General features: G+C 50.3%; 19 protein-coding genes. 9 read left to right on the top strand and 10 right to left on the bottom strand.

The annotated features are described in order from the left end of the window. Nucleotides 1-27 precede the first annotated feature (27 nt). Nucleotides 28-693: a DsbA family oxidoreductase gene (locus tag ABFZ84_RS06265; protein ID WP_369313095.1), complete on the bottom strand. Its 666-nt coding sequence runs from the start codon at nucleotides 691-693 to the stop codon at nucleotides 28-30. Nucleotides 694-857: 164 nt separating this feature from the next. Between ABFZ84_RS06265 and ABFZ84_RS06270 the strand changes: the two genes are divergently transcribed. Further along, nucleotides 858-1,394 (top strand): DsrE family protein, encoded by a 537-nt coding sequence (locus ABFZ84_RS06270; protein WP_369313096.1) that lies wholly within the window; start codon nucleotides 858-860, stop codon nucleotides 1,392-1,394. On the opposite strand, the gene ABFZ84_RS06275 is transcribed toward ABFZ84_RS06270, so the two are convergent. The 4 genes from ABFZ84_RS06275 to ABFZ84_RS06290 all read right to left on the bottom strand — a co-directional run bounded on the left by ABFZ84_RS06275 (nucleotide 1,391) and on the right by ABFZ84_RS06290 (nucleotide 4,280). Next, on the bottom strand, nucleotides 1,391-2,473 hold the full coding sequence (locus tag ABFZ84_RS06275; protein ID WP_369313098.1) for a DUF2855 family protein: 1,083 nt from the start codon (nucleotides 2,471-2,473) through the stop codon (nucleotides 1,391-1,393). The genes ABFZ84_RS06270 and ABFZ84_RS06275 overlap by 4 nt on opposite strands. Nucleotides 2,474-2,621: 148 nt before the next feature. Beyond that, entirely contained in the window at nucleotides 2,622-2,879 is a 258-nt protein-coding gene (gene rpmA, locus ABFZ84_RS06280) for a 50S ribosomal protein L27 (protein ID WP_369313099.1), read from the bottom strand. 3 nt (nucleotides 2,880-2,882) lie between these two features. Beyond that, entirely contained in the window at nucleotides 2,883-3,467 is a 585-nt protein-coding gene (gene rplU, locus ABFZ84_RS06285; RefSeq protein WP_369313100.1) for a 50S ribosomal protein L21, read from the bottom strand. 324 nt (nucleotides 3,468-3,791) lie between these two features. Next, on the bottom strand, nucleotides 3,792-4,280 hold the full coding sequence (locus ABFZ84_RS06290) for a DUF2938 domain-containing protein (protein ID WP_369313102.1): 489 nt from the start codon (nucleotides 4,278-4,280) through the stop codon (nucleotides 3,792-3,794). Nucleotides 4,281-4,343: 63 nt separating this feature from the next. Here ABFZ84_RS06290 and ABFZ84_RS06295 point away from each other — a divergent pair, with 63 nt between their 5' ends. Next, the gene (locus tag ABFZ84_RS06295; RefSeq protein ID WP_369313103.1) at nucleotides 4,344-4,769 is read left to right on the top strand and encodes a helix-turn-helix domain-containing protein; all 426 of its coding nucleotides are present in this window, start codon (nucleotides 4,344-4,346) and stop codon (nucleotides 4,767-4,769) included. A gap of 76 nt (nucleotides 4,770-4,845) precedes the next feature. Beyond that, a complete protein-coding gene (locus ABFZ84_RS06300; protein WP_369313104.1) occupies nucleotides 4,846-5,244 on the top strand; it encodes a hypothetical protein in 399 nt (132 codons plus the stop codon). A 25-nt stretch (nucleotides 5,245-5,269) separates the two neighbouring features. Here ABFZ84_RS06300 and ABFZ84_RS06305 read toward each other — a convergent pair whose 3' ends face one another. After that, entirely contained in the window at nucleotides 5,270-5,452 is a 183-nt protein-coding gene (locus tag ABFZ84_RS06305; protein ID WP_369313105.1) for a DUF3008 family protein, read from the bottom strand. Nucleotides 5,453-5,547: 95 nt separating this feature from the next. Between ABFZ84_RS06305 and ABFZ84_RS06310 the strand changes: the two genes are divergently transcribed. After that, nucleotides 5,548-6,117 carry a YqaA family protein gene (locus ABFZ84_RS06310; protein WP_369313106.1) on the top strand — a complete coding sequence of 190 codons (570 nt, stop codon included), beginning with the start codon at nucleotides 5,548-5,550 and terminating at the stop codon, nucleotides 6,115-6,117. Nucleotides 6,118-6,173: 56 nt separating this feature from the next. Here ABFZ84_RS06310 and ABFZ84_RS06315 read toward each other — a convergent pair whose 3' ends face one another. Continuing rightward, on the bottom strand, nucleotides 6,174-7,241 hold the full coding sequence (locus ABFZ84_RS06315; RefSeq protein ID WP_369313108.1) for a dipeptidase: 1,068 nt from the start codon (nucleotides 7,239-7,241) through the stop codon (nucleotides 6,174-6,176). Nucleotides 7,242-7,305: 64 nt separating this feature from the next. Beyond that, a complete protein-coding gene (locus ABFZ84_RS06320) occupies nucleotides 7,306-7,935 on the bottom strand; it encodes a helix-turn-helix domain-containing protein (protein WP_369313109.1) in 630 nt (209 codons plus the stop codon). A 319-nt stretch (nucleotides 7,936-8,254) separates the two neighbouring features. Between ABFZ84_RS06320 and ABFZ84_RS06325 the strand changes: the two genes are divergently transcribed. Both ABFZ84_RS06325 and ABFZ84_RS06330 read left to right on the top strand, forming a co-directional pair. Next, complete coding sequence (locus ABFZ84_RS06325) at nucleotides 8,255-10,687, top strand: TonB-dependent receptor plug domain-containing protein (RefSeq protein ID WP_369313110.1); 2,433 nt, start codon at nucleotides 8,255-8,257, stop codon at nucleotides 10,685-10,687. Between the two features lie 117 nt (nucleotides 10,688-10,804). Then, nucleotides 10,805-11,764 carry a tetratricopeptide repeat protein gene (locus ABFZ84_RS06330; RefSeq protein WP_369313111.1) on the top strand — a complete coding sequence of 320 codons (960 nt, stop codon included), beginning with the start codon at nucleotides 10,805-10,807 and terminating at the stop codon, nucleotides 11,762-11,764. A 79-nt stretch (nucleotides 11,765-11,843) separates the two neighbouring features. Here the strand turns inward: ABFZ84_RS06330 and ABFZ84_RS06335 are convergent, their stop codons facing one another. Continuing rightward, nucleotides 11,844-12,806, bottom strand: a complete 963-nt coding sequence (locus tag ABFZ84_RS06335; RefSeq protein ID WP_369313112.1) for a tetratricopeptide repeat protein — start codon at nucleotides 12,804-12,806, stop codon at nucleotides 11,844-11,846. Nucleotides 12,807-12,828: 22 nt separating this feature from the next. Further along, a complete protein-coding gene (amaB, locus tag ABFZ84_RS06340; RefSeq protein ID WP_407067104.1) occupies nucleotides 12,829-14,370 on the bottom strand; it encodes an L-piperidine-6-carboxylate dehydrogenase in 1,542 nt (513 codons plus the stop codon). Between the two features lie 318 nt (nucleotides 14,371-14,688). On the opposite strand from amaB, the gene ABFZ84_RS06345 reads away from it, so the two are divergent. The 3 genes from ABFZ84_RS06345 (at nucleotide 14,689) to ABFZ84_RS06355 (ending at nucleotide 20,486) form a co-directional block, all read left to right on the top strand. Then, nucleotides 14,689-15,435 carry a 4'-phosphopantetheinyl transferase family protein gene (locus ABFZ84_RS06345; protein ID WP_369313114.1) on the top strand — a complete coding sequence of 249 codons (747 nt, stop codon included), beginning with the start codon at nucleotides 14,689-14,691 and terminating at the stop codon, nucleotides 15,433-15,435. 96 nt (nucleotides 15,436-15,531) lie between these two features. Beyond that, entirely contained in the window at nucleotides 15,532-17,610 is a 2,079-nt protein-coding gene (locus tag ABFZ84_RS06350) for an HAD-IIIC family phosphatase (RefSeq protein ID WP_369313115.1), read from the top strand. After that, nucleotides 17,607-20,486 carry a type I polyketide synthase gene (locus ABFZ84_RS06355; protein ID WP_369313116.1) on the top strand — a complete coding sequence of 960 codons (2,880 nt, stop codon included), beginning with the start codon at nucleotides 17,607-17,609 and terminating at the stop codon, nucleotides 20,484-20,486. The genes ABFZ84_RS06350 and ABFZ84_RS06355 overlap by 4 nt, the downstream gene beginning before the upstream one ends. Nucleotides 20,487-20,520 lie beyond the last annotated feature (34 nt).

Genomic DNA, 20,520 nt, shown 5'->3' on the forward strand with positions numbered 1-20,520 from the left:
CGGAGAAATTGCCAAATTTTACTAAATTCAGGGTTGGCTCGGCGCTTTAAGCGCTTCGCGTAAAGTATCGGCTAGACGCGCCGGCGGCAGCGCCCCGGAAAAGCCAGTGCGTTCATTGACAATAAAAGTCGGCACACCGGTCACGCCGGCTTGCCGAAAAGCGTCGGCTTCAGCCTTTACTTCTTTCGCGCTCGTGGGGTTTTTTAGGTCACGTAGTGCGTTTTCACCGTCTAGACCTGCGTCTATCGCAATTTGCACGAGCGTATCATCATCGCCAATATTCGCGCCGTCGTTCCAATAAGCGCCATAGAGTGCGAGGGCCAGACGTTCCTGCGCACCGTCAAAATGCGCAAGCCGGATAAGCTGATGGGCCTTTAGGGTGTTGGGCAGAAATGTGGGCTTTGACGGATCAAAGGCAAACCCAGCACCGATGGCCGCTGCTTTTAACTGATGCGCCATTTCAGTTCGTTGTTGCTCGTCAGGGAATTTCTTTTCGTAATACGCTTGGCGATCAACGCCCTCAATCGGTGTATCGGGATTGAGTTGATAAGCGCGAACGCGCGGCAGCACGATAAATTCATCCTTTAGGCGTTCACGCGCCATGAAAAATGATTTCAATCCTACATAACACCATGGGCAAACAGGGTCAGAAACGATGTCTACTAAAATACGGGGGCGATCAGTTTCTGACATGCGGTACCTTTATTGTCGCTAATGACGTGCGCGAATTTGGAGCAATTTTGCCTCTGATGTTAGCATATAGGTGTTATATGTGTAAGTTGAGCTGTCGAATTATCAATTTACCGCTAGGTGATTTTTCGATCACTATACGTTGTTTTTAATAGAGGGAGTTTTCAATGCGATTTACAGTGTTTACGGCAATTTTATTGATGTTTCCGATGTTGGCAAATGCTGAAACGCCGGTATTTTCAATGGGGCCTGTTTTTGAAAAATTTGGACAGGTTGCAGATGTGGAAACCGATTTTGAAATTCCAACGGGAACGCAGTTTCGTGTCAGCTTTGATGTGGCAAAGGGGGCTAACGAAGGTGAGCACAACAGAACATTAGTAAGCGCCGCGCGGTTCGTGAACATGCATGCGCGTGCGAGCGCTCCCCTCGATGATATAGACGTTGCAATTGTAGTTCACGGCAAGGCTGTGCTTGATGTGACTAATCCTCTAAAATATGAGGATGAGATAGGCGGTGACAATGTGAACCGTACACTCGTAGCTGCGCTTATCGAACAGGGGGTGCGCATTATCGTTTGTGGTCAAAGCGCTGCGCATCAAAATGTCACCAAAACTGATTTGTTGCCTGGTGTTGAAATGGCTCTATCGGCGATGACTGCACATGCCGTTTTACAGCGCGACGGGTATACCCTTAATCCGTTTTAAAAGCTAACGACCCATGCGGCATTTGGGGGCGTCTTGCCTTGGTAGACGTCCTGCCACGCGGCTTCAACAGCGGTGGGGCCGGTTTCACGTTTAATTGTTAGCCAATTTCGGGTTTTCAGCGCCGCTTCTTTCCAAAAGGCCAGAGCCTTTTGTTCGAATATGCCGGGCCCCCAATCTTTTGTGCGTTTTTGAATATGACCGGGTGCAAAGAACATTTGACTCCGGTCACGAATAAAATCGGGGCCCATTGAATTTTCTTCGTAATGTGTTGCGCCAACATTGGAGGTATATTTCATGTTGTCGCCGAGTGCTTTGTGCAACGCATTTAGAATTGATCCGTTTCCGGACATATCAATAATCACAGATGGCTTATCGCTGTCGATGCTTGCAATATCGTCATAGGTGAGCACGCTGTCATATAAATCCAACGCCTGAACGGTGTTCTTACTTCGCGGGGAAGTTAGGCCCACGAGTTTAGGTGCGTTCGCATCATTGTTGATCGCATATGCAGTGCCAATTGCTGTTTTGCTTGATGCGCTAGGAATGACGACCTGTGATGCGCCAAACCAATTATTGTCTTTTAGAAAGTCATAGAGACAAAACGACGTTGCATAGAGTGGAAATAATACCATTCGATCATCGTCAAATGCGTCATCATAACCGGGCTCCGCCTTGACGCGGCTATAACTGTTGTAAACGGGTGGCAAGTCGGCTCTGTGGGCTGCGCCATCAAACATTCGGTGTTCGCTAATGCGGGTGGGGGCCATCACCAAATGGCTAGCCATGGGCCAATAGCCATAGAGACGATCCCCCACGGGGACCTTGGGGTGGTTCGACTCGATGATATCGGCAAACCCCCAAACCGGAATAATGCCTTCATCATCTTTCTCCACGGGAAAGAATTTCCAATATCCGATACGTTCACCGACAACGCCATAGGTCACGTTGTTTGCGGTTAATGCAAAGCGATCAACCTTTGCCAATACCTCACCATTGTTCAGGCTCGAGACGTTGCGTTCGACTGTGCGGGTTTGGCCAAGGTTTTTCTTATCGACGATGAACTCGGTGATCGTGGTCATAACGCCCTCTCGTTGCTTTCGGTGAGACTAGCACCTCCCTTAGCAAAGGTTGAGCATTCCAACTGCTATTCCCGAAACGAAAAAAGGGAAGGCGCAAAACGCCTTCCCTCTATTCAGTCTATGCCAGCGCGAAAGCGCCGAGAAATTACTATTCGCCCGGAATGATCGAGACGAAATTCTTTTTGCCGCGCTTTTCAGCAAACTTAACCCGACCAGAGATCAAAGCGAAAAGCGTATGATCTTTGCCCATACCGACATTGTCGCCTGGGTGGAATTTGGTGCCGCGCTGACGGACAAGGATGTTGCCTGGAATGACGTCTTCGCCACCAAACTTTTTCACGCCGAGCCGGCGACCAGCCGAGTCGCGCCCGTTGCGGGATGAACCACCTGCTTTTTTATGCGCCATCTCTTACTCCTTTTCGCCTTTAGCGAGTTTTTTAGCTTGCTCAACCCAGCCTTCGCGTTCGATGCGGCCTTTAAAGCTCAGCAATTCGTCATATTTTGCGATGTCTTCAGGGCCCCAAGCGGCGATCTGGGCGAATGTGGTTACGCCAGCATCATGAAGCTTGGTCTCAAGAACCGGACCAACACCTGAAAGTTGTTTAAGATCGTCACCACCAGCGGCTGCTTTTGGTGCTGCCTTCGGGGCTGCCTTTTTCGTCGCAGGTTTCGCCTTTGCGCCACCGGTTAGAATTTCGGTGACACGAAGAACTGTCAAATGCTGACGGTGGCCAGCTTTGCGGCGATAGTTCTGACGACGACGCTTTTTGAAAACGATAATTTTCTTGTCGCGCTTTTGCTCAAGGATCTCTGCGGCGACGGCTGCACCATCTACCATTGGTGCGCCAACAGTGACTTCGCCACCATTGCCAACCATCAGGATCTCGTCGAGCGTCACGACATCACCAGCCTCACCGGGCAGGCGCTCAACCTTTAGGATATCATCTTTGGAAACGCGGTATTGCTTACCGCCAGTCTTAACGACTGCGTACATATTCGACTCCTGTCAGCGTCGCTCTCTGGCGCGCTCAAGTCCTTTTTCACCCCGGTTTCTTGTGCCCGGTTGTTAAATGAGCGCGCTGTCTAGCCCGCACAGCCGGGGGCGTCAAGCGCCCAATGGCCCATTTCATGCGGGTTTTGAGGGCTTATTGCCCATTTTAAGGTCGCCCAGCCGGATTTAGAAGTGATGACGGTGCTTAGAGTGGCTCACAAGGGCGTACCTTTCTTAGTGCCGAAGTGGCAGAATGGCAGTTTAGGTCGGTTACAAAACATTTGAGAGCGCTACACAGCCGCTTCGGTGCGCCTGTATTGCTATGGCTTAAAACTGGGCGACAACGCTTCCGGCACAATAGAGACCCAGGCCAAATACAAAGTGGGAAACGACGCTGCGCTGCCTCGCGGTCCACGGTGCCGGCATTTTCGAGGCTGCAAATCCAAATCCGAATGATGGCTGCATTATAAAGAAGGGCGCAACCACGCCTCCGATACCGACGATTAGCGAAGGAATGACCGTGACTGTTTCAAGCCACCGACCGGGGAACGGCAGTAAGCAGGCAGCGAAGGCGATGCCGATTGCATAGTGGATAGTCCATCCGACGATTGCTTCAAAGCGCATCGCAGGGCTGTCCAAAATTGTCTGGTGTAAAAACTTTCCTTTAGGCATCCAGAGCACCCAGCGCCCCACAAGCGCAAAATTGAGTGACGGTACATTCGCGAATTTTGCTCGCGCCAAATTGAATATATCCAATATTAATGTCGCAATCACCCCAATGGCGGCGACCCGTAATGTCGTTTCTAAGATTGTCATTTTTAGTTCCTGTGTTGGGATTGTTGCGGTAACGTGCCACTTAAAGCCAACTTGAGGTCAAGTATGAAATCGCTGGAAATTTCTGAAGTGGTAAAACGAAGTGGGCTGCCAGCATCAACGTTGCGTTACTATGAAAGTTTGGGGCTCATAGAGTCGTCCGGGCGGCGAGGATTAAAACGGCTTTTTAATCCATCCGTCCTGGAGCGATTGGATATCATCAGCCTGTCTCGATGGGCCGGTTTTACGCTTGACGAAATCGGTGACTGGTTTGGGCGAGATGGGAGGGTTGCTATTGATAAGGCGCAACTCGTTCAAAAGGCTGACGAAGTTGAGGCGCGTGCGACGCAAATGCGGGCGCTTTCAAAAATTATTCGGCATACCTCGCAATGTCCGGAAGAAAATCACCTTGAATGCGACAACTTTCGAAAACTGATGAAGATCGCTCGGCGGCATAGGCCTACAAAAGAGGCCACTACAAAGGTTAGGTAAAATGTTTTGCTGGATCGGCTTCTGGCATAAAAGTTGTTAGGGTGGAGGCAAGCCTAAAAAATAAGGGGTTATTTAGATGTCAATCAAGGAAAAACCACTGTTTAAGGCGGTTGGGCGGCTAGGGGCACTGCCCGATTTTTTGTTTTCGCATCCGGTTTTCACTGGTTTCTTTGCAATGGCGATGTGTGGTGTTTTCGGTGCCGTTTTTGCTCTGTTTAATGTGGCCGGGCGCGGCTTCGTAGCGGCGTCATACCTTTATGAAAAGGCAGTTTCAGGTGCAGTCATCTTCATGGCGATTGCCTCGGTGATTTATATTGGCATCGCAATAAGTACGTTTAAAGAGCCGGATGAAACTGAGGTCAGATTGCAGTTCGTGTTCGGTGGTCTATTGGCTGTGATCGCGACGGCGGGGCTATACTTAGTTTTCAATGGGTGGGTGACGGATTACTTTACGAATGCCGGCCCACTGGTATAGCATTGGATATGAATCTGGGTACGGATTAATTTTTCTTCTCCGGAAGGTTTTCATGCTCGGTTGAAGCTATATCTTCTAGCTCCTCTTCGGTCATTGATTCATACATTTCTTTTGACGCACCTTTCAGATCAGATTTATTTGCCTCGCCGCGTTTTGCGGAAAGGGCGGCACCTGCGGCTTGTTGTTGTGCTTTCGATTGTGCTGGCATCTATTCCTCCTATGTTGTCAATTAGGGAACAACGCTGGCAAAAAATTGTTGCTTGGATTGTTATGTTTTAATGAAAACAGTCAGACTGGGTAATTGTGGCGAAGCTACTGAAATCGTTGAGTGAGAACCGAAAGTGGATGGGGCCGAACGCTGCTATTCTTGGGTTTCTTGAAGGTTCTTTTGTGCCATTTCCCATGGAGCCGCTTTTCATTCCGATGATGGCGGCCGAGCACAAGCGTGCTTGGGTTTTGGCATTGTGGATGGTTATTGGAAATGTTGCTGGCGCTGTTCTTATGTATGGGCTTGGCGCGTTGTTGCTTGAGCCTGTTGTTGAGCCCCTAATGTCTAGTTTGGATATGCAACAAGACTTTGAAAAGGCGAGTGCGTCACTAAAAGAGAATGCGTTTATAGCACTTTTTACGGTCGGAATTACGCCGATTCCATTTCAAGTAGGGGCGGCCGCTGCGGGGGCTGTCGGGGTACTGATTCCGGTGTTTTTATTCGCGGTGTCGTTGTCGCGGGGGATACGTTATTTAGCACTTGCGGGCATTGTGATGTTGATTGGACGACGCGCGAATGCATTGCTGAAAAAGCATGAGCGTATGATTTTTGTGACAGGATTATTGCTTTTTGTCGGGATTGTTGCCTACGCAATGCTAAAATAAAAAATCCGCGACCGTTATTGATCGCGGATTTTTCCATTGGACAAATGGGGGAGAATTTATCCGATGGTTTCTTTGTATAGGCGCTTTAGGTTTGTGCCCATAATTTTCTCGATATCACGGTGGCTGTATTTGCGTTTCTTCAAGCCATCCCAGATGACTTCCATCCGGCGCGGACCATTAAGCGCGTCAATGAATAACGGCCAATCTTCGATATGGAAATTGTCGCCCTCTTCGGCGGCTAGCTCCGCGATGTATTCGTCGGTCATGGTGATAACGCGGTGGTCACGATCACTGCCGATGGACACATGTTCAATACCAATGGTGTTTACCGCATGATTGATGTGATCGAAATAGGCGGGCAGTGCCACATCAGGCCGCGCATCAGTTAGGAATGGGCGCATTTGGCAAATACCGACAACGCCGCCTTTTGCGGCCATCGCCTTTAGGACTTTATCGCTTGTGTTGCGAATATTTTCATAAACAGCCTGACAGCTTGTGTGCGAGATGACGAGCGGTTTTGACGACATTTCGATCGCATCAAGCATTGTCCGTTCGTTTGCATGTGATAAGTCGATCAGCATGCCAATTTCATTCATCTTGGCGATAACTTCTTCGCCGTAGACGGTGACGCCGGATCCACGTAGTTCTTTACAACCCGCGCCGACCCAGTTTTGGTAATTGTAGGTCAGTTGGCTGCTGCGGACACCCGCATCATAGAATTCTTGGATGCGATTGATATCGCGACCGAATTGGGTCGAGGTCTGGAAAAGATAATAAACAGCGATTTTGTTTTCGCGCATGGCGCGATCCAGGTCAGACGTTTTTGTCGCTTTGATCAAAAGATCAGGGTGCTGTGCAATATATTCATCGTGTTCAACAACGGCCGCGCGACCTTCTTCGTAGGCTTGCTCTTCAAAAACTTTTGGATCCGTGAGCGTAACCGTGATGGCGTTCAGGCCGCTCGCGCTCATTTCTTTCAGTAGCGCTACGTCATAGGTGGTGCGTAATTCGCCCATGGCGTCAAAGATCAGTGATCCTTTTGGGGTGCTTTGCGCATGGGCACTTGTGGCGGAAAGAGCAGCGGTCGCAGAGACCCCTGCCAAAAAGTTCCTGCGGTCAATCATAGGGCGTTCCTCAAAATATTTTCCAATAAGCAAAAATTAGCTGATTGGAATAATGATTTCAAGCTTAGCCGGTATTGATCCAAAGAACGCGTGCATCTTTCTTGCTGGTGGAGATACAGGCGTGGCGCATGGCGCTGTCTATATAGACGCCATCACCCGCTTCGAGTTCGGCAGGCTCGTAATGTTCGGTGTAAAACCGGACTGAACCTTCGAGTACAAACATGAATTCTTCGCCGTCATGGCTGCCCCATTCTTTGAACTCGTCGATTGAGCGTGCTTTGACGGTTGTGAGGAAGGGCAAGATTTGTTTGCGCTTTAGTTCAGCCGCTAGCAACTGGTGACTATAGACTTGGGCATCGAGCAAGCGGCCTTGGCCCTGGCGAACAACGCTTCTGCGCGCTTGTGGCGGCGTCGTTGCCGTTGAGGCAAAAAGATCAGTGATATCAATCGAAAAGCCATGGGCGACCTTTTGTACAACGTCAAATGTCGGCGACATTCGGTCATTTTCAATCTTCGAGAGGGTCGAGGCGGCGAGGCCCGTTGCGGCGGCAACATCCTCAAGCGTCCAGCCTTTAGAGCGGCGCAATTCGCGAATTTTCTTGCCAAGTTGAATGGAGGGGCGCGGCTGGCTTTCTTTTGCCGGTCTAACGGCGGATTGCAGGATATCTGTTGGGCTGGCTTTTAATTCCGACATTTAATGGGGTCTCAATCTTGGATAAGTCCGCTGAAAGTGGCGATAGGATACGACATTTATTTGCGCGATCAAAGCGCAACATTTGAAGGGGTAACTTTTGCGCCGGATCACAGTTCATAACCACAATCGCGTAATCGCATGAAATTTCAATGTAAAATTGGGCTTCATTGCGATTGCAAACTGTATTTTCAACACTTCGGCACATGACAGGCTTGTGAAGAAACCCTTTACAAGTGAAAAATATTTATGATAGGAAAAATATTAGCGACCCGTGTATAAGACCGGGGCTACGCGGGTAATAATTTAGGGAGGCGATTTCATGAAGAAACTGCTGGGTATTATGGCGGCTGCGTCGCCACTGGCATTAATGATCGGGGCACCGACAGCGTTTGCGCAAGGCAACGACGCGGCGGAAGCACGCGCTGAATCAACTGACGTAATTGTATCGATTGGTACGCGACGCAAAGGTCGTACAGACACGGAAAGTGTCATTCCAATTGATGTCGTCGGCCCGGAGCTTATTAAAGCTTCTGGTTATGTAGATTTGAACGATAGCTTGCGGACATTGGTGCCTGCGTTTAACGCGCGTCGCTTGCCGCTTAATGACGGTGCGTCATTTGTGCGCCCGATTACACTGCGTAGCTCGCCAGCTGACCACGTATTGCTGTTGTTGAATGGCAAACGTCGTCACCGTTCTGCGACGGTTCAAATCGGTACTGGTCACGCAACGACTTCTGGTTCTCAGGGCCAAGACTTTAACCTAATTCCGCCAATCGCATTTCAATCTGTCGAGGTTCTGCGCGATGGCGCATCCGCGCAATATGGGTCTGACGCCATTGCTGGTGTTGTGAATCTCTCGCTTAAAAATGCCCGCGAAGGCGGATCGATCTCTGCGCATGTTGGCCAATATTACGCAGGCGATGGCGAGACTTATGACATTCAAGCGAATATGGGTTTTGGTCTGACTGATGCCGGTTTCCTCAATGTCAGTGCGCAATATGTCAATGAAGCCGGGACTAACCGCTCTGGCCCTCATGATGGTGCCGTGGCGCTGGCGGAGATGGGAATTACGGGTATTCCAAATCCACCAATCAATACTGGTGACCCACAATACGAGGCAATCAAAACTGTATGGAACAGTGAGCTAGACCTTGGTGGGGGCGCTTCAGCATATTTGTTTGGTAACTATGCGTGGTCAGATTCGTTGATTGGTTTTTCCTATCGCCAATCACAAGATGCCGGCGGCCTAAGCCAACACGCGACCTTCGCCGATTCAATCTATGAAGGCACGGCCACGCACCCGGAAGATTTTGACCTTCAGGCCACGTATCCAGGCGGGTACACACCAAAATTTGGTGGCGAGCAGTCTGATTTCTCATCTGTTGTTGGTGTACGTAGCGATGGCGAGAGCCGATTTGGTTACGACGTTTCATTCCGTTACGGCAATAACTCAGTTGACTATACATTGTCAGAATCAATTAACGCATCACTTGGTGTGAACTCACCGACGACATTCAAGCCTGGTGGTTTGGCGCAACGTGAAATTCAGGTCGATGCGGAGCTGTCTTACAGCTTGCCAACAGAGATGTTTGCTGATGATATCTTCTTCTTCGGTGGTGCATCTTACCGGAACGAATCTTACACCATTACTGCTGGTGACAAGGCGTCCTATGCGATTGGGCCGCTTCTCGACCTGCCTGTTGGTGCAAATGGCTTCCAAGGTTACAGCCCCGATACAGCGGGTACGTTTGTAACCAGTAGTTACGCGGTATATCTTGAGGCTGAAACCAACATCACAGATGCGTGGACGCTTTCTGCGGCTGGTCGATACGAAGACTACGAAGCATTTGGCGATAATTTCAGCTACAAAGTTGCCACGCGTTATGACTTTGCCGAAGCGTTTGCGGTCCGCGGGGCAGTCAGCACGGGCTTCCGTGCTCCGGCTGCGGGCCAGCTTTTTGGACAAAGCCAAACGTCTCAGTTGAATGGTCAGGACTTTATTCTTGACGCTGTTCTGGTTCCTGGTTCGGATGCGGCACAGCTTTTTGGTTCGACACCGCTGGTACCTGAAACTTCATTCAGTCTCTCTGCTGGTGTCGTGTTCACCCCAGCGAGCAATTTCAACGCAACACTCGATTTCTATCAGATCGACGTTGATGACCGTCTCTTGCTGACTGACTCAATTGTGGTGACACCAGCTCAGCAAGCGCAACTTGCGGCGTTGGGATACCCTAATGGTGCGGCAGTTGAAGAGGTTCGCTATTTCCGAAACGCGGTTGATACACGGGTTCGTGGTTTTGACTTTGTTGCTTCCTATGATCTCGATTGGAACAATGGTGCACGGACAAATATCAGCACGTCTGTGGCCTACAATGAGCAGATCCTTCGGGCTAACCCAGGCGGCATCATTCCGGCGAACAAAGTGATTGAGTACGAAGATGGTATTCCCGCTTGGCGCGGAAACTTGACGCTCAACCAATATGTCGGTGATTTCCGCTTTATGGCTCGCGGTGTTCTTTATGGGCCGTGGTTGCGGTCTGGTGGCCTTCAACGTGATACAGCAGTCTTGGCTGACGTTGAAATTGAATATACAGGCTTTGATAACATTACACTTGCAGCCGGTGCACGAAATGTGGGCAACAAATTCCCTCCCGGACGTGGTCTCGATTTCCTCGGTATCATCTATGATAACCACAGCGTCTTTGGTACCAGTGGCGGCTATTACTACGCACGCGCAACCTATAATTTTTAAGCGCAAACGATAATGAAGGGGGGCCGGTGAAACGTAGTTTTGACCGGCCCTTTTTTGTAAGAATTTAGGGCGGATCGGGGCGGAATCAATTTGCTCCCAACTCAAAGGCGAGAAGATATGTTATTCAAATCAGTATACAGATCAGATTGCCAGATTGCGTCGCGATCTTTCCTTTCCGCCGTTGCCTTGTTTTTTGTGGTATCCCTCTCAATGGCACCGGTAACGGCGGAGCCTTTATCTGAGCAAAAAACCCTCCTTGGTGATCCGTTGCGCGCGCCATCTTGGCCCGCCGATTATCGGCAGAAACTGGAACTCGATTTGGAAATTGCGCGCGCAGCATTTGATGTCGCGCCCGACCGTGAAGGTTCTTATATTTGGCTTGGGCGTCGCTATGGATATTTGGGGCGTAATGCGGAGGCCATCGAGATATTCACCCAAGGAATTGATAAATTTCCGCATAGTTACAAACTCCATCGTTTTCGCGGACGCCATCGGGCGAGAAACCGCGACTTCGAAGGGGCAATCGCTGACTATAAGGCCGGTCTAGCCAAAATGGACGGTACGCCCGACTCGTTCGAGCCGGACGGTGCGCCGAATTCTATCGGGCTTACGATTTCGACTTATCGTAGCAATCTGCATTATTACTTTGGCCAAACCAGTTTTGCGCTTGGCGACTACCAGCAAATGATCGACCAACTAGAACGATCAACGCAATCACCCATCGCGCTGCCTATACGCGACCATGACGTGGCGGTTGTGTTTTGGCAGTATATTGCCATGAAAAAACTTGGCCATGATGCCGACGCCGAAGCGCATCTTGCGCAAATTCCTGAGAAACTCGATCTGATCGAGAACCATTTTTACCATAAGGCGGTCAAAGTTCTGCAGGGCCGTATTTCCGCAAAGGAAGCGATAGAAAAGGGTGACAGCCTTTCTAAATTTGCACTGGGAATGAAGCATGAATTTGATGGTGATCGCAAAGCCTCTGAAAAAGTGTTGCGCGCTATCGTAAAAGACAATGCGCTGGGATATTGGCCAGCTGAGGTCGAGTTAATGCGGATGAAGAACGACAAGTAAGGCTGCAATAAATTGAAAATTTGGATATAAAAAAACCTGCTGTTTCCAGCAGGTTTTTTTTCGAATCGTTTTGTCGGGTCTAATTTTTGACCCGCGCGTTCGCTGCGGCGAGGTCTTTCTCAGCGGCGATGTATCCAAACGCTGCCCAGCTTGGGCCATCAACCAGTTGGTTCATGATCGCATAGGCTTTTTCTGGTTCGTCATTGTAGAGGTACCAATTTGCGATACCATATACGATACCTGCGGCACCGATGCTGGCGACTTCGTCGGGCATCGCCTCATCATATGAAAGTTCGCCTTTATAAAACAGGCCAGCACGATGATAGTACGTGTTTTCAATGATTTCCATATCCGCGTCGATTCGTTCAAGCACTTGCGCGGCTTCCTCATCGCGTCCCATGCGGCGCAAAATCATATACAACCAATGACCAGATGCGACGACGCCGTCGTCATTTTCCGCGAGATCAAAATCTTCAGCGTAAACGCGGCGAGCATTTTCCCAATCATGCTTGAGATAGTACGCAAGGCCAAGATGATAGCGAATATTGCCATGAAGTGACGTCAACGGAATATTCATTGCGTTTGGCAGACCATCGGGTTCGATCTGATCGGCTTTGCCGACGATCAAATCAGCAGCTTTACTCAGGTCTGCAATCGCTTTGTCAAACTGTCGTGTCGAGATGTATCGGTGACCACGATGACGAAGCATCCGGGCATCTTCCGGGTGTTTCTCAATGCCGACTGTGAAAATGTCGATGGCTTCTTGGTAACGTCCAAGATAGGCGATGCGGCGACCAAACCAGATCAATGCATCAGCATCGCCTGGGTTGGCGTCATATTCAGCTTTCGCGGCGGCAAGCTTGGCAAGACCGTCGGCTGATGGCTCACCCGCATAAAGTGGTTCACCCAATAGCGACATCGCTTCTGGTTCTTGCTGCACTTTTTGAGCTTTTGTTGCGGTCTCCGCATCTTTATTTTCCGGCGCGGCGCAAGCAGTTATCAAAACCGCTTGGGCAATAGAAATAAGTAATAGTCGTTTCATTCGTTGTTTCCTTCCCGTTATTTTAAGCGCCGAACTCTACGCCTTGGGCGAGTGGCAGTTCTGCGGAATAGTTTATTGTGTTGGTTGCGCGGCGCATGAAATTTTTCCATGTGTCCGATCCAGCGGCGCGGCCGCCACCAGTGTTTTTCTCGCCGCCAAAGGCACCGCCGATTTCAGCGCCGCTGGTACCAATATTTACATTCGCGATGCCGCAATCACTCCCCGCTGCGGAGAGGAAGAATTCGGCTTCGCGCATATTGTTTGTGAAGATCGCAGATGAAAGCCCTTGGGTAACACCATTTTGAAGCGCAATGGCTTCTTCGAGGGTTTCGTAAGTCATCACATATAAGATCGGCGCAAAAGTCTCGTGTTTTACGATATCAGTTTGTGCTGGCATACGGACAATCGCGGGCTTCACGTAATAGGCGTTGGGGAATTGATCTTGCATAACCCGTTCGCCACCTGAAACTGTGCCACCCTCAGATTTGGCAATGTCTAGGCTCTTGGCCATACCAGAATACGCAGCTTGATCGATTAATGGGCCGACGTGAACACCGGCGTCTTGCGGTTGCCCGATGCGTAACTGGCTATAGGCATTCTTTAGGCGCTCGCAGAAATCATCTGCGACGGATTTGTGAATAATCAGACGGCGCATTGACGTACAACGTTGGCCGGTCGTGCCGACAGCGGCGAAAACAACACCGCGAATTGCAAGTTCCATATCGGCTTCTGGTGTAACGATTGCTGCGTTATTACCACCAAGTTCAAGGATAGCGCGGCCAAGGCGCGCACCCACTGTTGCGCTGACTTGCTCACCCATGCGGGTGCTGCCGGTGGCGCTTACAATCTGAATTCGTTTGTTTGACGCTAAAGCCTGCCCAAGGTCGGCACCGCCAATAACAACTTGGGCTAAACCATCCGGAGCCTGATCATATTCGGCAATGGTTTGTGTCAGCAGACCATTTAGTGACAATGCCGTAAGCGGTGTTTTTTCGGACGGTTTCCAGATTACGCTATCGCCGCAAACCAGTGCGATCATTGCGCCCCATGACCAAACAGCGACCGGGAAATTGAAAGCGGTGATTTGACCAAAAACACCAAGAGGGTGCCACGTTTCGGCCATGCGGTGATTTGGGCGTTCCGTCGCAATCGTTAGGCCGTAAAGCTGGCGTGATAGGCCCACGGCGAAATCGCAAATGTCGATGACCTCTTGAACCTCACCGAGCGCCTCTTCGCGGGTCTTGCCGCAATCAAGGGTTACGATCGTCGCAAGCGCTTCTTTGTGCGTGCGCACTTTTTCACAAAAACGCCGGACGAGTTCGCCCCGCAGAGGTGCCGGAACTGTGCGCCACTTCAAAAAAGCGCTTTGTGCTTGATCTACAGTTTTTTCGAATTGATCTTCCGAAGTGGTTGCAAGCGAACAAAGAACATCGCCGTCGCCTGGCGACGTTTTGATCAGATTGTTGCCGAGAAAATCGGTAAGGGGCACATTCAGCTGATCGAAGATCGCGCAAACGTCTTTTCGCGTCTCAATGGCTTTTGTGTTGGCTGGTTGAGCAAGCATTCCGGTGTCCATATGGTTGAAAACAGACATTTTTCTCCGAAAGGTCACTCGGGCCCAGCCCCGCGCCAAGAGATCAATGTGCTGCCTTTAGTTAAAGCAAAGAATTTCTATTAAACTCCAAAAAATTCTTATAGGAAAAATATTTCCTGTCAAGTTTTTGGAAGAATGTACTGATGCTACAAACGAGAAAAAGCGTGTGATTATGGGGCTGTACTCGGAAATACGACCGAATATTACACGCATTATTGCAAACGCTACTGGTTTGACCGTAACAAAAGACAGAGTCCAATGAAATCAACAATATGATTGGGAATACGCGTGGGGACGTTACCGCCAGATTACACCCATTGTGACCTTAACCATGGTGCGCCGACCTTATTGGCGGGCGAGGTTCATTGTTGGTTAGTTCCCGTTTCTGCGGCGGTGGCGGATGAGGAAACCCTCGATGATGAAGAGCGAAACCGAGCGGCGCGATTTCACTTTGAAAAAGACCGAAATCGATTTTGCGCAGGGCGCGTCTGGCAACGCCGAATTCTTGGGGCGTATTTAGGCCAAACCCCTTCGGTGGTAGTTATAGAAAAGAGTGCGGCGGGAAAGCCAAGGCTATCGGATGAGCCTTTTTCCTTCAATTATTCGCGGTCAGGTGATTGGGGGCTGTTGGCTGTTTCCCACAAAGGCATTTTGGGCGCGGATATTGAACAAATCCGTCAGACCGATGATCTACCCTATGTGGCGCGCGCGCATTTTTCGGATGCGGAACGGCGCGCCCTTGATGATCTCAGCGGGGAGCAGTGGTTCAATGGTTTTTTTGCCTGTTGGACCCGAAAAGAGGCTGTGGTCAAAGCCATCGGCGAAGGGCTCTTGATACCGCTTGATTGTTTCGATGTCGCGATTGACCCTGATGCCCCCGCCCGCATATTGGGTGCTCGGGCTGAGGCGGTCGTTGCTGCCGATTGGTCGATGGCGAGTTTTCGCCCTGCGCCGGGCTATTTGGCAGCCATTGCCAGCAATATTCCGGATCCGAAATTATGCTTTTATTTGGCCGAGTCATCGCGGCCCGAATAGTGCATAATTACGTAGGAATTTTAGTCTAATTCCATAGTTGCACATTATTATGATCGAGTATGATCAATTCGAGTTGCCCGATTCATGGGGGAGAGAGTGACGTCAGGCGCGACCGACAGGCTTGTGGTTTCAGCGACTTTTACCGCTGATCTGTTGAATGATGTCGCCAATTTTCTGGCGCATGACGTCGGTGTGCCTGCGGGTTTTACGATTGCACCCTATGGTCAGGTCTTTCAACAACTCCTCGACCCCATGAGCGTTCTTAGGCAGAACAACAAATCCGCGAATGTGGTTTGCATTCGATGGATAGATCTTGTTCAGCACGCATCGACTGAAACTGATTATGTAAACGCGGCCCGTGAAATTGCGGCGGCGTTGACCGGGTTTGCACATACAGTGCCGTGCACAGTGTTGATCTGTCCGCAACATGATATGGCGGCATTCGCTCAGTCGGCAACGGCCCATCTCGAAACTGCTTTGCGCAATGTTAAAAATGTTCAGCTGATTTTTGCTAGCTCAGTTTTTGACGCCTATGGCGTTGACCAGCCATACGATCAACGCGGTGATAAAACTGGACACATTCCGTACACAGCCGAAGCATTCGCAGCAATCGGAACTTGGCTTTTACGTCAGTATCACGCGCACTCTCGAACACCATTGAAAATGGTCGCTGTCGATTGCGACAATACGTTGTGGAGCGGTGTCGTCGGCGAAGATGGCGCAGAAGGCATTGTTATTGATGATGGTGCAATAGCGCTTCAGGCGCGATTGGCTGCGCTCGCAGAAGCGGGCGTGATCATAGCATTGTTGAGCAAAAACCAAGCTGCCGATGTGGACACAGTATTTTCAACGCGCGCCGATATGCGACTAAGACCGGAGCATATTCTTGATCGCACCGTAAACTGGCAGAGCAAAGCCGAAAACCTATCGGCATTGGCGGCGAAGTATGCGGTTGGTCATGACGCGATTGCATTTTTGGATGACAATCCGATTGAATGTGCAGAGATGCGCAGCCGGTTGCCGGCGGTTCAAACCATTGAAATACCGAAAAACCGTGAAAATTTGCCCAGTTTTGTCGATAATCTCTGGGTGCTTGACCATACCGCTACAACGCACGAAGACCGCAAACGGATACAAATGTATCAGGAAAATGTGGCGCGTAATGACTCGCAAAATGCGGCAGTTTCATTTGCGGATTTTCTTGCTGGCCTAGAGTTGGAAATAGATATTCATTGTGTGAACAAGGATAGCATTGACCGTGTTTCACAACTTACGCAGCGTACAAATCAATTCAATATTAATCTAAAGCGATTGAGCGTTGATGACCTACGCCACGCGCCCGAAGAAGTGTATTCTGTTAGTGTCCGAGATAGATTTGGCGATTATGGCATCGTTGGTGCCATGTCTGGCCACGTAGATAACAGTGTCTATAAGGTGGATTTGTTCCTTCTAAGCTGCCGTGCATTGGGTAAGGGTGTGGAACACAAAATGCTGGCGCATCTTGGTGCTCGTGCGCTTGGTTTTGGATGTACTGAACTAATTGTCGATTATACCGAGGGGCCACGAAACCAGCCCGCTAAATACTTTCTTGAAGCTTCGTTTTCGCGGTCTGTGATGTCTGGTCAGTTACCGTCAACGGACCCGTCGGTTCTTGCAGACCTTACGTTTGAACCGACCGAGACGGCGCTTTCGATGCCTGTCCCAAAAAATGTGACCTCTGACAAAAAGAATTTTGCCGACGCCTATCAGTTCATTGCCGATAAGCTAACGACGGGTGCGGCGATTGTGGGGGCTTTTTCTGCGGGGCGGCGTGCGCGCCCAGAACTCGGTATTCCTTTTATGGCCCCCTCTACGAATATCGAGAGAAATTTATCGGCTATATGGGAGGAGGTCTTGAACGTCACACCCATTGGTGTCGGCGATGATTTTCAGGATCTAGGCGGAAAGTCGATTCATCTCGTCCGTATACATAGCCTTATGGCTGAACGCTTTGGATATGCGCTTGATCTTGTGACTCTTTTCGCGGTTTCTACGGTCAAACAATTAGCCGTTCGGATTGGTGACAATGTAGGCGGCACGACAAAAGTTGACGCACGAGCTTCGGATCGTGCTGCGAAAATGAAAACTGCGCGTACTCATAATCGCCGCCGCATGAGTCGGAGAGAAACGGCATGACGACGAACAACCTGCATATCGAGAATATAAGTGATGGTGATGCGTCCCCGACAGAAGGCATTGCTATTGTTGGTATGTCCGGACGCTTTCCCGGCGCAAAGAATGTCGATGCGTTTTGGCGCAATATCAAAAATGGCGTTGAGTCCATCACCCATTTCTCGCCGGACGAACTAGAGATTAGCGATCCATCCGGTCACGACAAAGACGCGGGCGATTATGTCTGCGCGAAGGGTATGTTAGACGATATTGATATGTTTGACGCGCGGTTCTTTGGTTATCTTCCGCGTGAAGCCGAAGTGATGGACCCACAACATCGGATCTTCTTAGAGATATGCTGGGAGGCGATGGAAAATGCGGGCTATGACGCTCATCGTTACTCCGGTTCGGTAGGTGTCTATGGCGGATGTTACATGGATACCTATTTACTATGGAATCTGTGTTCGGATGAAAACTTTCGTGAACGCCTTGTTGAATCAATTCAAGTTGGCTCACTTCAGACTGAATTAGGCAATGATAAAGATTATTTAGCGACGCGCGTGGCCTATAAGCTCGGATTGCGGGGCCCGGCGATGACATTGCAAACCGCATGTTCAACATCGCTGGTTGCGATTGCAACGGCTTGTCAAAGTATTGAAGCCTATCAATGCGATATGGCGCTGGCGGGTGGTGTTACAATTATTCTGCCTCAGAAAAAAGGGTACTTTTATAAAGAGGGCGGAATGCTCTCGCCCGATGGCCATTGCCGTACATTTGATTCAAACGCTGCGGGAACTGTTTTCAGCCATGGCGCAGCCGTTGTTTTATTAAAGCGTGTCGAAGACGCGATCGCCGATGGCGACACGATTTATGGCGTCATTCGCGGGTATGCTACGAATAATGATGGGGGTGACAAAGTCAGTTACACCGCGCCAAGCGTTGAGGGCCAAGCAGAAGTCATTTCTTTGGCCCTGGGGATGGCCGATATTGACGCGCGCAGCATTGGATATGTGGAGGCTCATGGTACCGCGACGCCTTTGGGGGATCCTATCGAAGTGGCGGGTCTCACGACGGCCTACCGTACAATGACGAATGACAATCAGTATTGTGCGATTGGGTCGGTCAAAGCAAATTTGGGTCATCTTGATGTGGCGTCTGGTGCGATTGGGTTGATCAAAACATCATTGTCGTTACAAGAAAAAATTCTGCCGCCAATGATCAATTTTGAAAATCCAAACCCGAAAATTGATTTTGAAAACTCTCCATTTTTCGTCAACACCAAACTGCAACCATGGACCGCGAGCGAATGGCCACGGCGTGCCGGGGTTTCGTCTTTCGGCGTAGGCGGCACTAACGCGCATGTGGTGGTGGAAGAGCCACCGGTATTCACGGCTGACAACAATTTTCGTAAATCCGAATTATTGTTACTTTCCGCCCGCTCAAAAGACGCGTTGACTGCACAAGCGGAACAAATGGCCTCTCATCTCGAAGCCGACACTGAGACTTCGCTTGCTGATATTGCCTATACTTTACAGGTTGGGCGGCGCGAATTTGAGCATCGTCGTGCAATTTCAGTTTCTAGTCGTGACGATGCGATTGTTAAATTGCGCACAGCGGCGGTGCCAGGAACAGCGGGGGTCGCGACTTCTACCAACCCCGAATATGTGTTCATGTTCCCGGGGCAGGGTGCGCAATATCCAGGGATGGGGCGCGCGCTTTATGAGAGCGAGACCGTCTATCGCGATACGATTGATGCGATTGCGACGACGCTTATTGGAATTCCCGAATTTGGTATTGATATACGTCGATATCTTCTTTGGTCTGATGAACAAACTGAAAACCGTGAAACTTTGGCGACTGAGTTAGCGCAAACGAAAATTGCTCAGCCCACGATATTTGCGGTCGAGGTCGCAATGGCACGCCTTCTTCAAAGTTGGGGTATCTCGCCGGCTGCCACCATCGGTCATAGCGTGGGCGAGTTCGCTAGCGCAGTTATTGCCGGGGTTTTCACCCTAGCGGATGCGACGAAACTCGTGGCCGCACGCGGTCGGTTGATGCAGGCCCAACCAACCGGGCGAATGCTTGCGGTGATGGGACCTCGCGATGAGGTTGAACCCTTGTTGCCGAACAATATTTCAATTGCGGCGATCAATGCGCCCGGCGCGACGGTTGTTAGCGGCCCTGCGGCTGAGATCACGGGTTTTCAGACGAAACTTGAGGCCATGGGTATGATGGCCAAACCGCTTCAAACATCTCACGCATTTCATTCGAGGATGATGACTAAGGCTCGTGCCCCGCTAGAGGCGTTGGTCAATGATATGCAGCGGAGCCCCGCGTCAGTAGAAATTATTTCGACCGAACGCGGCGGTGTTGTTGACCCGAATTTGTTTTGCGATCCGATATATTGGGGCGAGCAATTAATGAATCCGGTTTTGTTCGCTGATGCGATAAGCGCGGCGGCTGTGCAAAACGCGCATCGCATTTTTATCGAAGTCGGTCCCGGTCAAACGCTCAGTGCATTGTCGAAGCAAACGCTAACCGGTGATTTGAAACGGGTTGTGACACCGACGCTCGGCCCGGTTAATGCGCCGGGGTGTGATGTCGAAAACGCATTGGCGGCGGTTGGGCGTATATGGGTTGCTGGTGGATTACCGGATTGGTCAGCGTTTACAGTTGGTGCCCGCAGACGTGTTCCGCTACCGACATATCCGTTTGAACGAAAACGGCATTGGGTAGAGCCGATGCGGCGCAAGACGACACAATCTGCGGGCCAATCGGCGGCGCAGGACCAGACATCAACGAACAAGGCACCGATGACGCAGCAAACCGAAGTTGAAGATCTTATTCAACAACAGTTGGGGCTTATCTCGGACCAACTCAATATCTTGAAACAGAACTAAGTGCCCAATTTGGGTGTGAACGACGTGGCGGGGA

The sequence above is a fragment of the Hyphococcus lacteus genome, assembly GCF_041058985.1.
Taxonomy (GTDB): Bacteria; Pseudomonadota; Alphaproteobacteria; order Caulobacterales; family Parvularculaceae; genus Hyphococcus; species Hyphococcus lacteus.

What these genes read in the sequence shown, in the direction of transcription:
- ABFZ84_RS06265 (WP_369313095.1), bottom strand. Translation starts at nt 693, where the DNA reads ATGTCAGAAACTGATCGCCCCCGTATTTTAGTAGACATCGTTTCTGAC.
- ABFZ84_RS06270 (WP_369313096.1), top strand. Translation starts at nt 858, where the DNA reads ATGCGATTTACAGTGTTTACGGCAATTTTATTGATGTTTCCGATGTTG.
- ABFZ84_RS06275 (WP_369313098.1), bottom strand. Translation starts at nt 2,473, where the DNA reads ATGACCACGATCACCGAGTTCATCGTCGATAAGAAAAACCTTGGCCAA.
- rpmA (WP_369313099.1), bottom strand. Translation starts at nt 2,879, where the DNA reads ATGGCGCATAAAAAAGCAGGTGGTTCATCCCGCAACGGGCGCGACTCG.
- rplU (WP_369313100.1), bottom strand. Translation starts at nt 3,467, where the DNA reads ATGTACGCAGTCGTTAAGACTGGCGGTAAGCAATACCGCGTTTCCAAA.
- ABFZ84_RS06290 (WP_369313102.1), bottom strand. Translation starts at nt 4,280, where the DNA reads ATGACAATCTTAGAAACGACATTACGGGTCGCCGCCATTGGGGTGATT.
- ABFZ84_RS06295 (WP_369313103.1), top strand. Translation starts at nt 4,344, where the DNA reads ATGAAATCGCTGGAAATTTCTGAAGTGGTAAAACGAAGTGGGCTGCCA.
- ABFZ84_RS06300 (WP_369313104.1), top strand. Translation starts at nt 4,846, where the DNA reads ATGTCAATCAAGGAAAAACCACTGTTTAAGGCGGTTGGGCGGCTAGGG.
- ABFZ84_RS06305 (WP_369313105.1), bottom strand. Translation starts at nt 5,452, where the DNA reads ATGCCAGCACAATCGAAAGCACAACAACAAGCCGCAGGTGCCGCCCTT.
- ABFZ84_RS06315 (WP_369313108.1), bottom strand. Translation starts at nt 7,241, where the DNA reads ATGATTGACCGCAGGAACTTTTTGGCAGGGGTCTCTGCGACCGCTGCT.
- ABFZ84_RS06320 (WP_369313109.1), bottom strand. Translation starts at nt 7,935, where the DNA reads ATGTCGGAATTAAAAGCCAGCCCAACAGATATCCTGCAATCCGCCGTT.
- ABFZ84_RS06325 (WP_369313110.1), top strand. Translation starts at nt 8,255, where the DNA reads ATGAAGAAACTGCTGGGTATTATGGCGGCTGCGTCGCCACTGGCATTA.
- ABFZ84_RS06330 (WP_369313111.1), top strand. Translation starts at nt 10,805, where the DNA reads ATGTTATTCAAATCAGTATACAGATCAGATTGCCAGATTGCGTCGCGA.
- ABFZ84_RS06335 (WP_369313112.1), bottom strand. Translation starts at nt 12,806, where the DNA reads ATGAAACGACTATTACTTATTTCTATTGCCCAAGCGGTTTTGATAACT.
- amaB (WP_407067104.1), bottom strand. Translation starts at nt 14,370, where the DNA reads ATGCTTGCTCAACCAGCCAACACAAAAGCCATTGAGACGCGAAAAGAC.
- ABFZ84_RS06355 (WP_369313116.1), top strand. Translation starts at nt 17,607, where the DNA reads ATGACGACGAACAACCTGCATATCGAGAATATAAGTGATGGTGATGCG.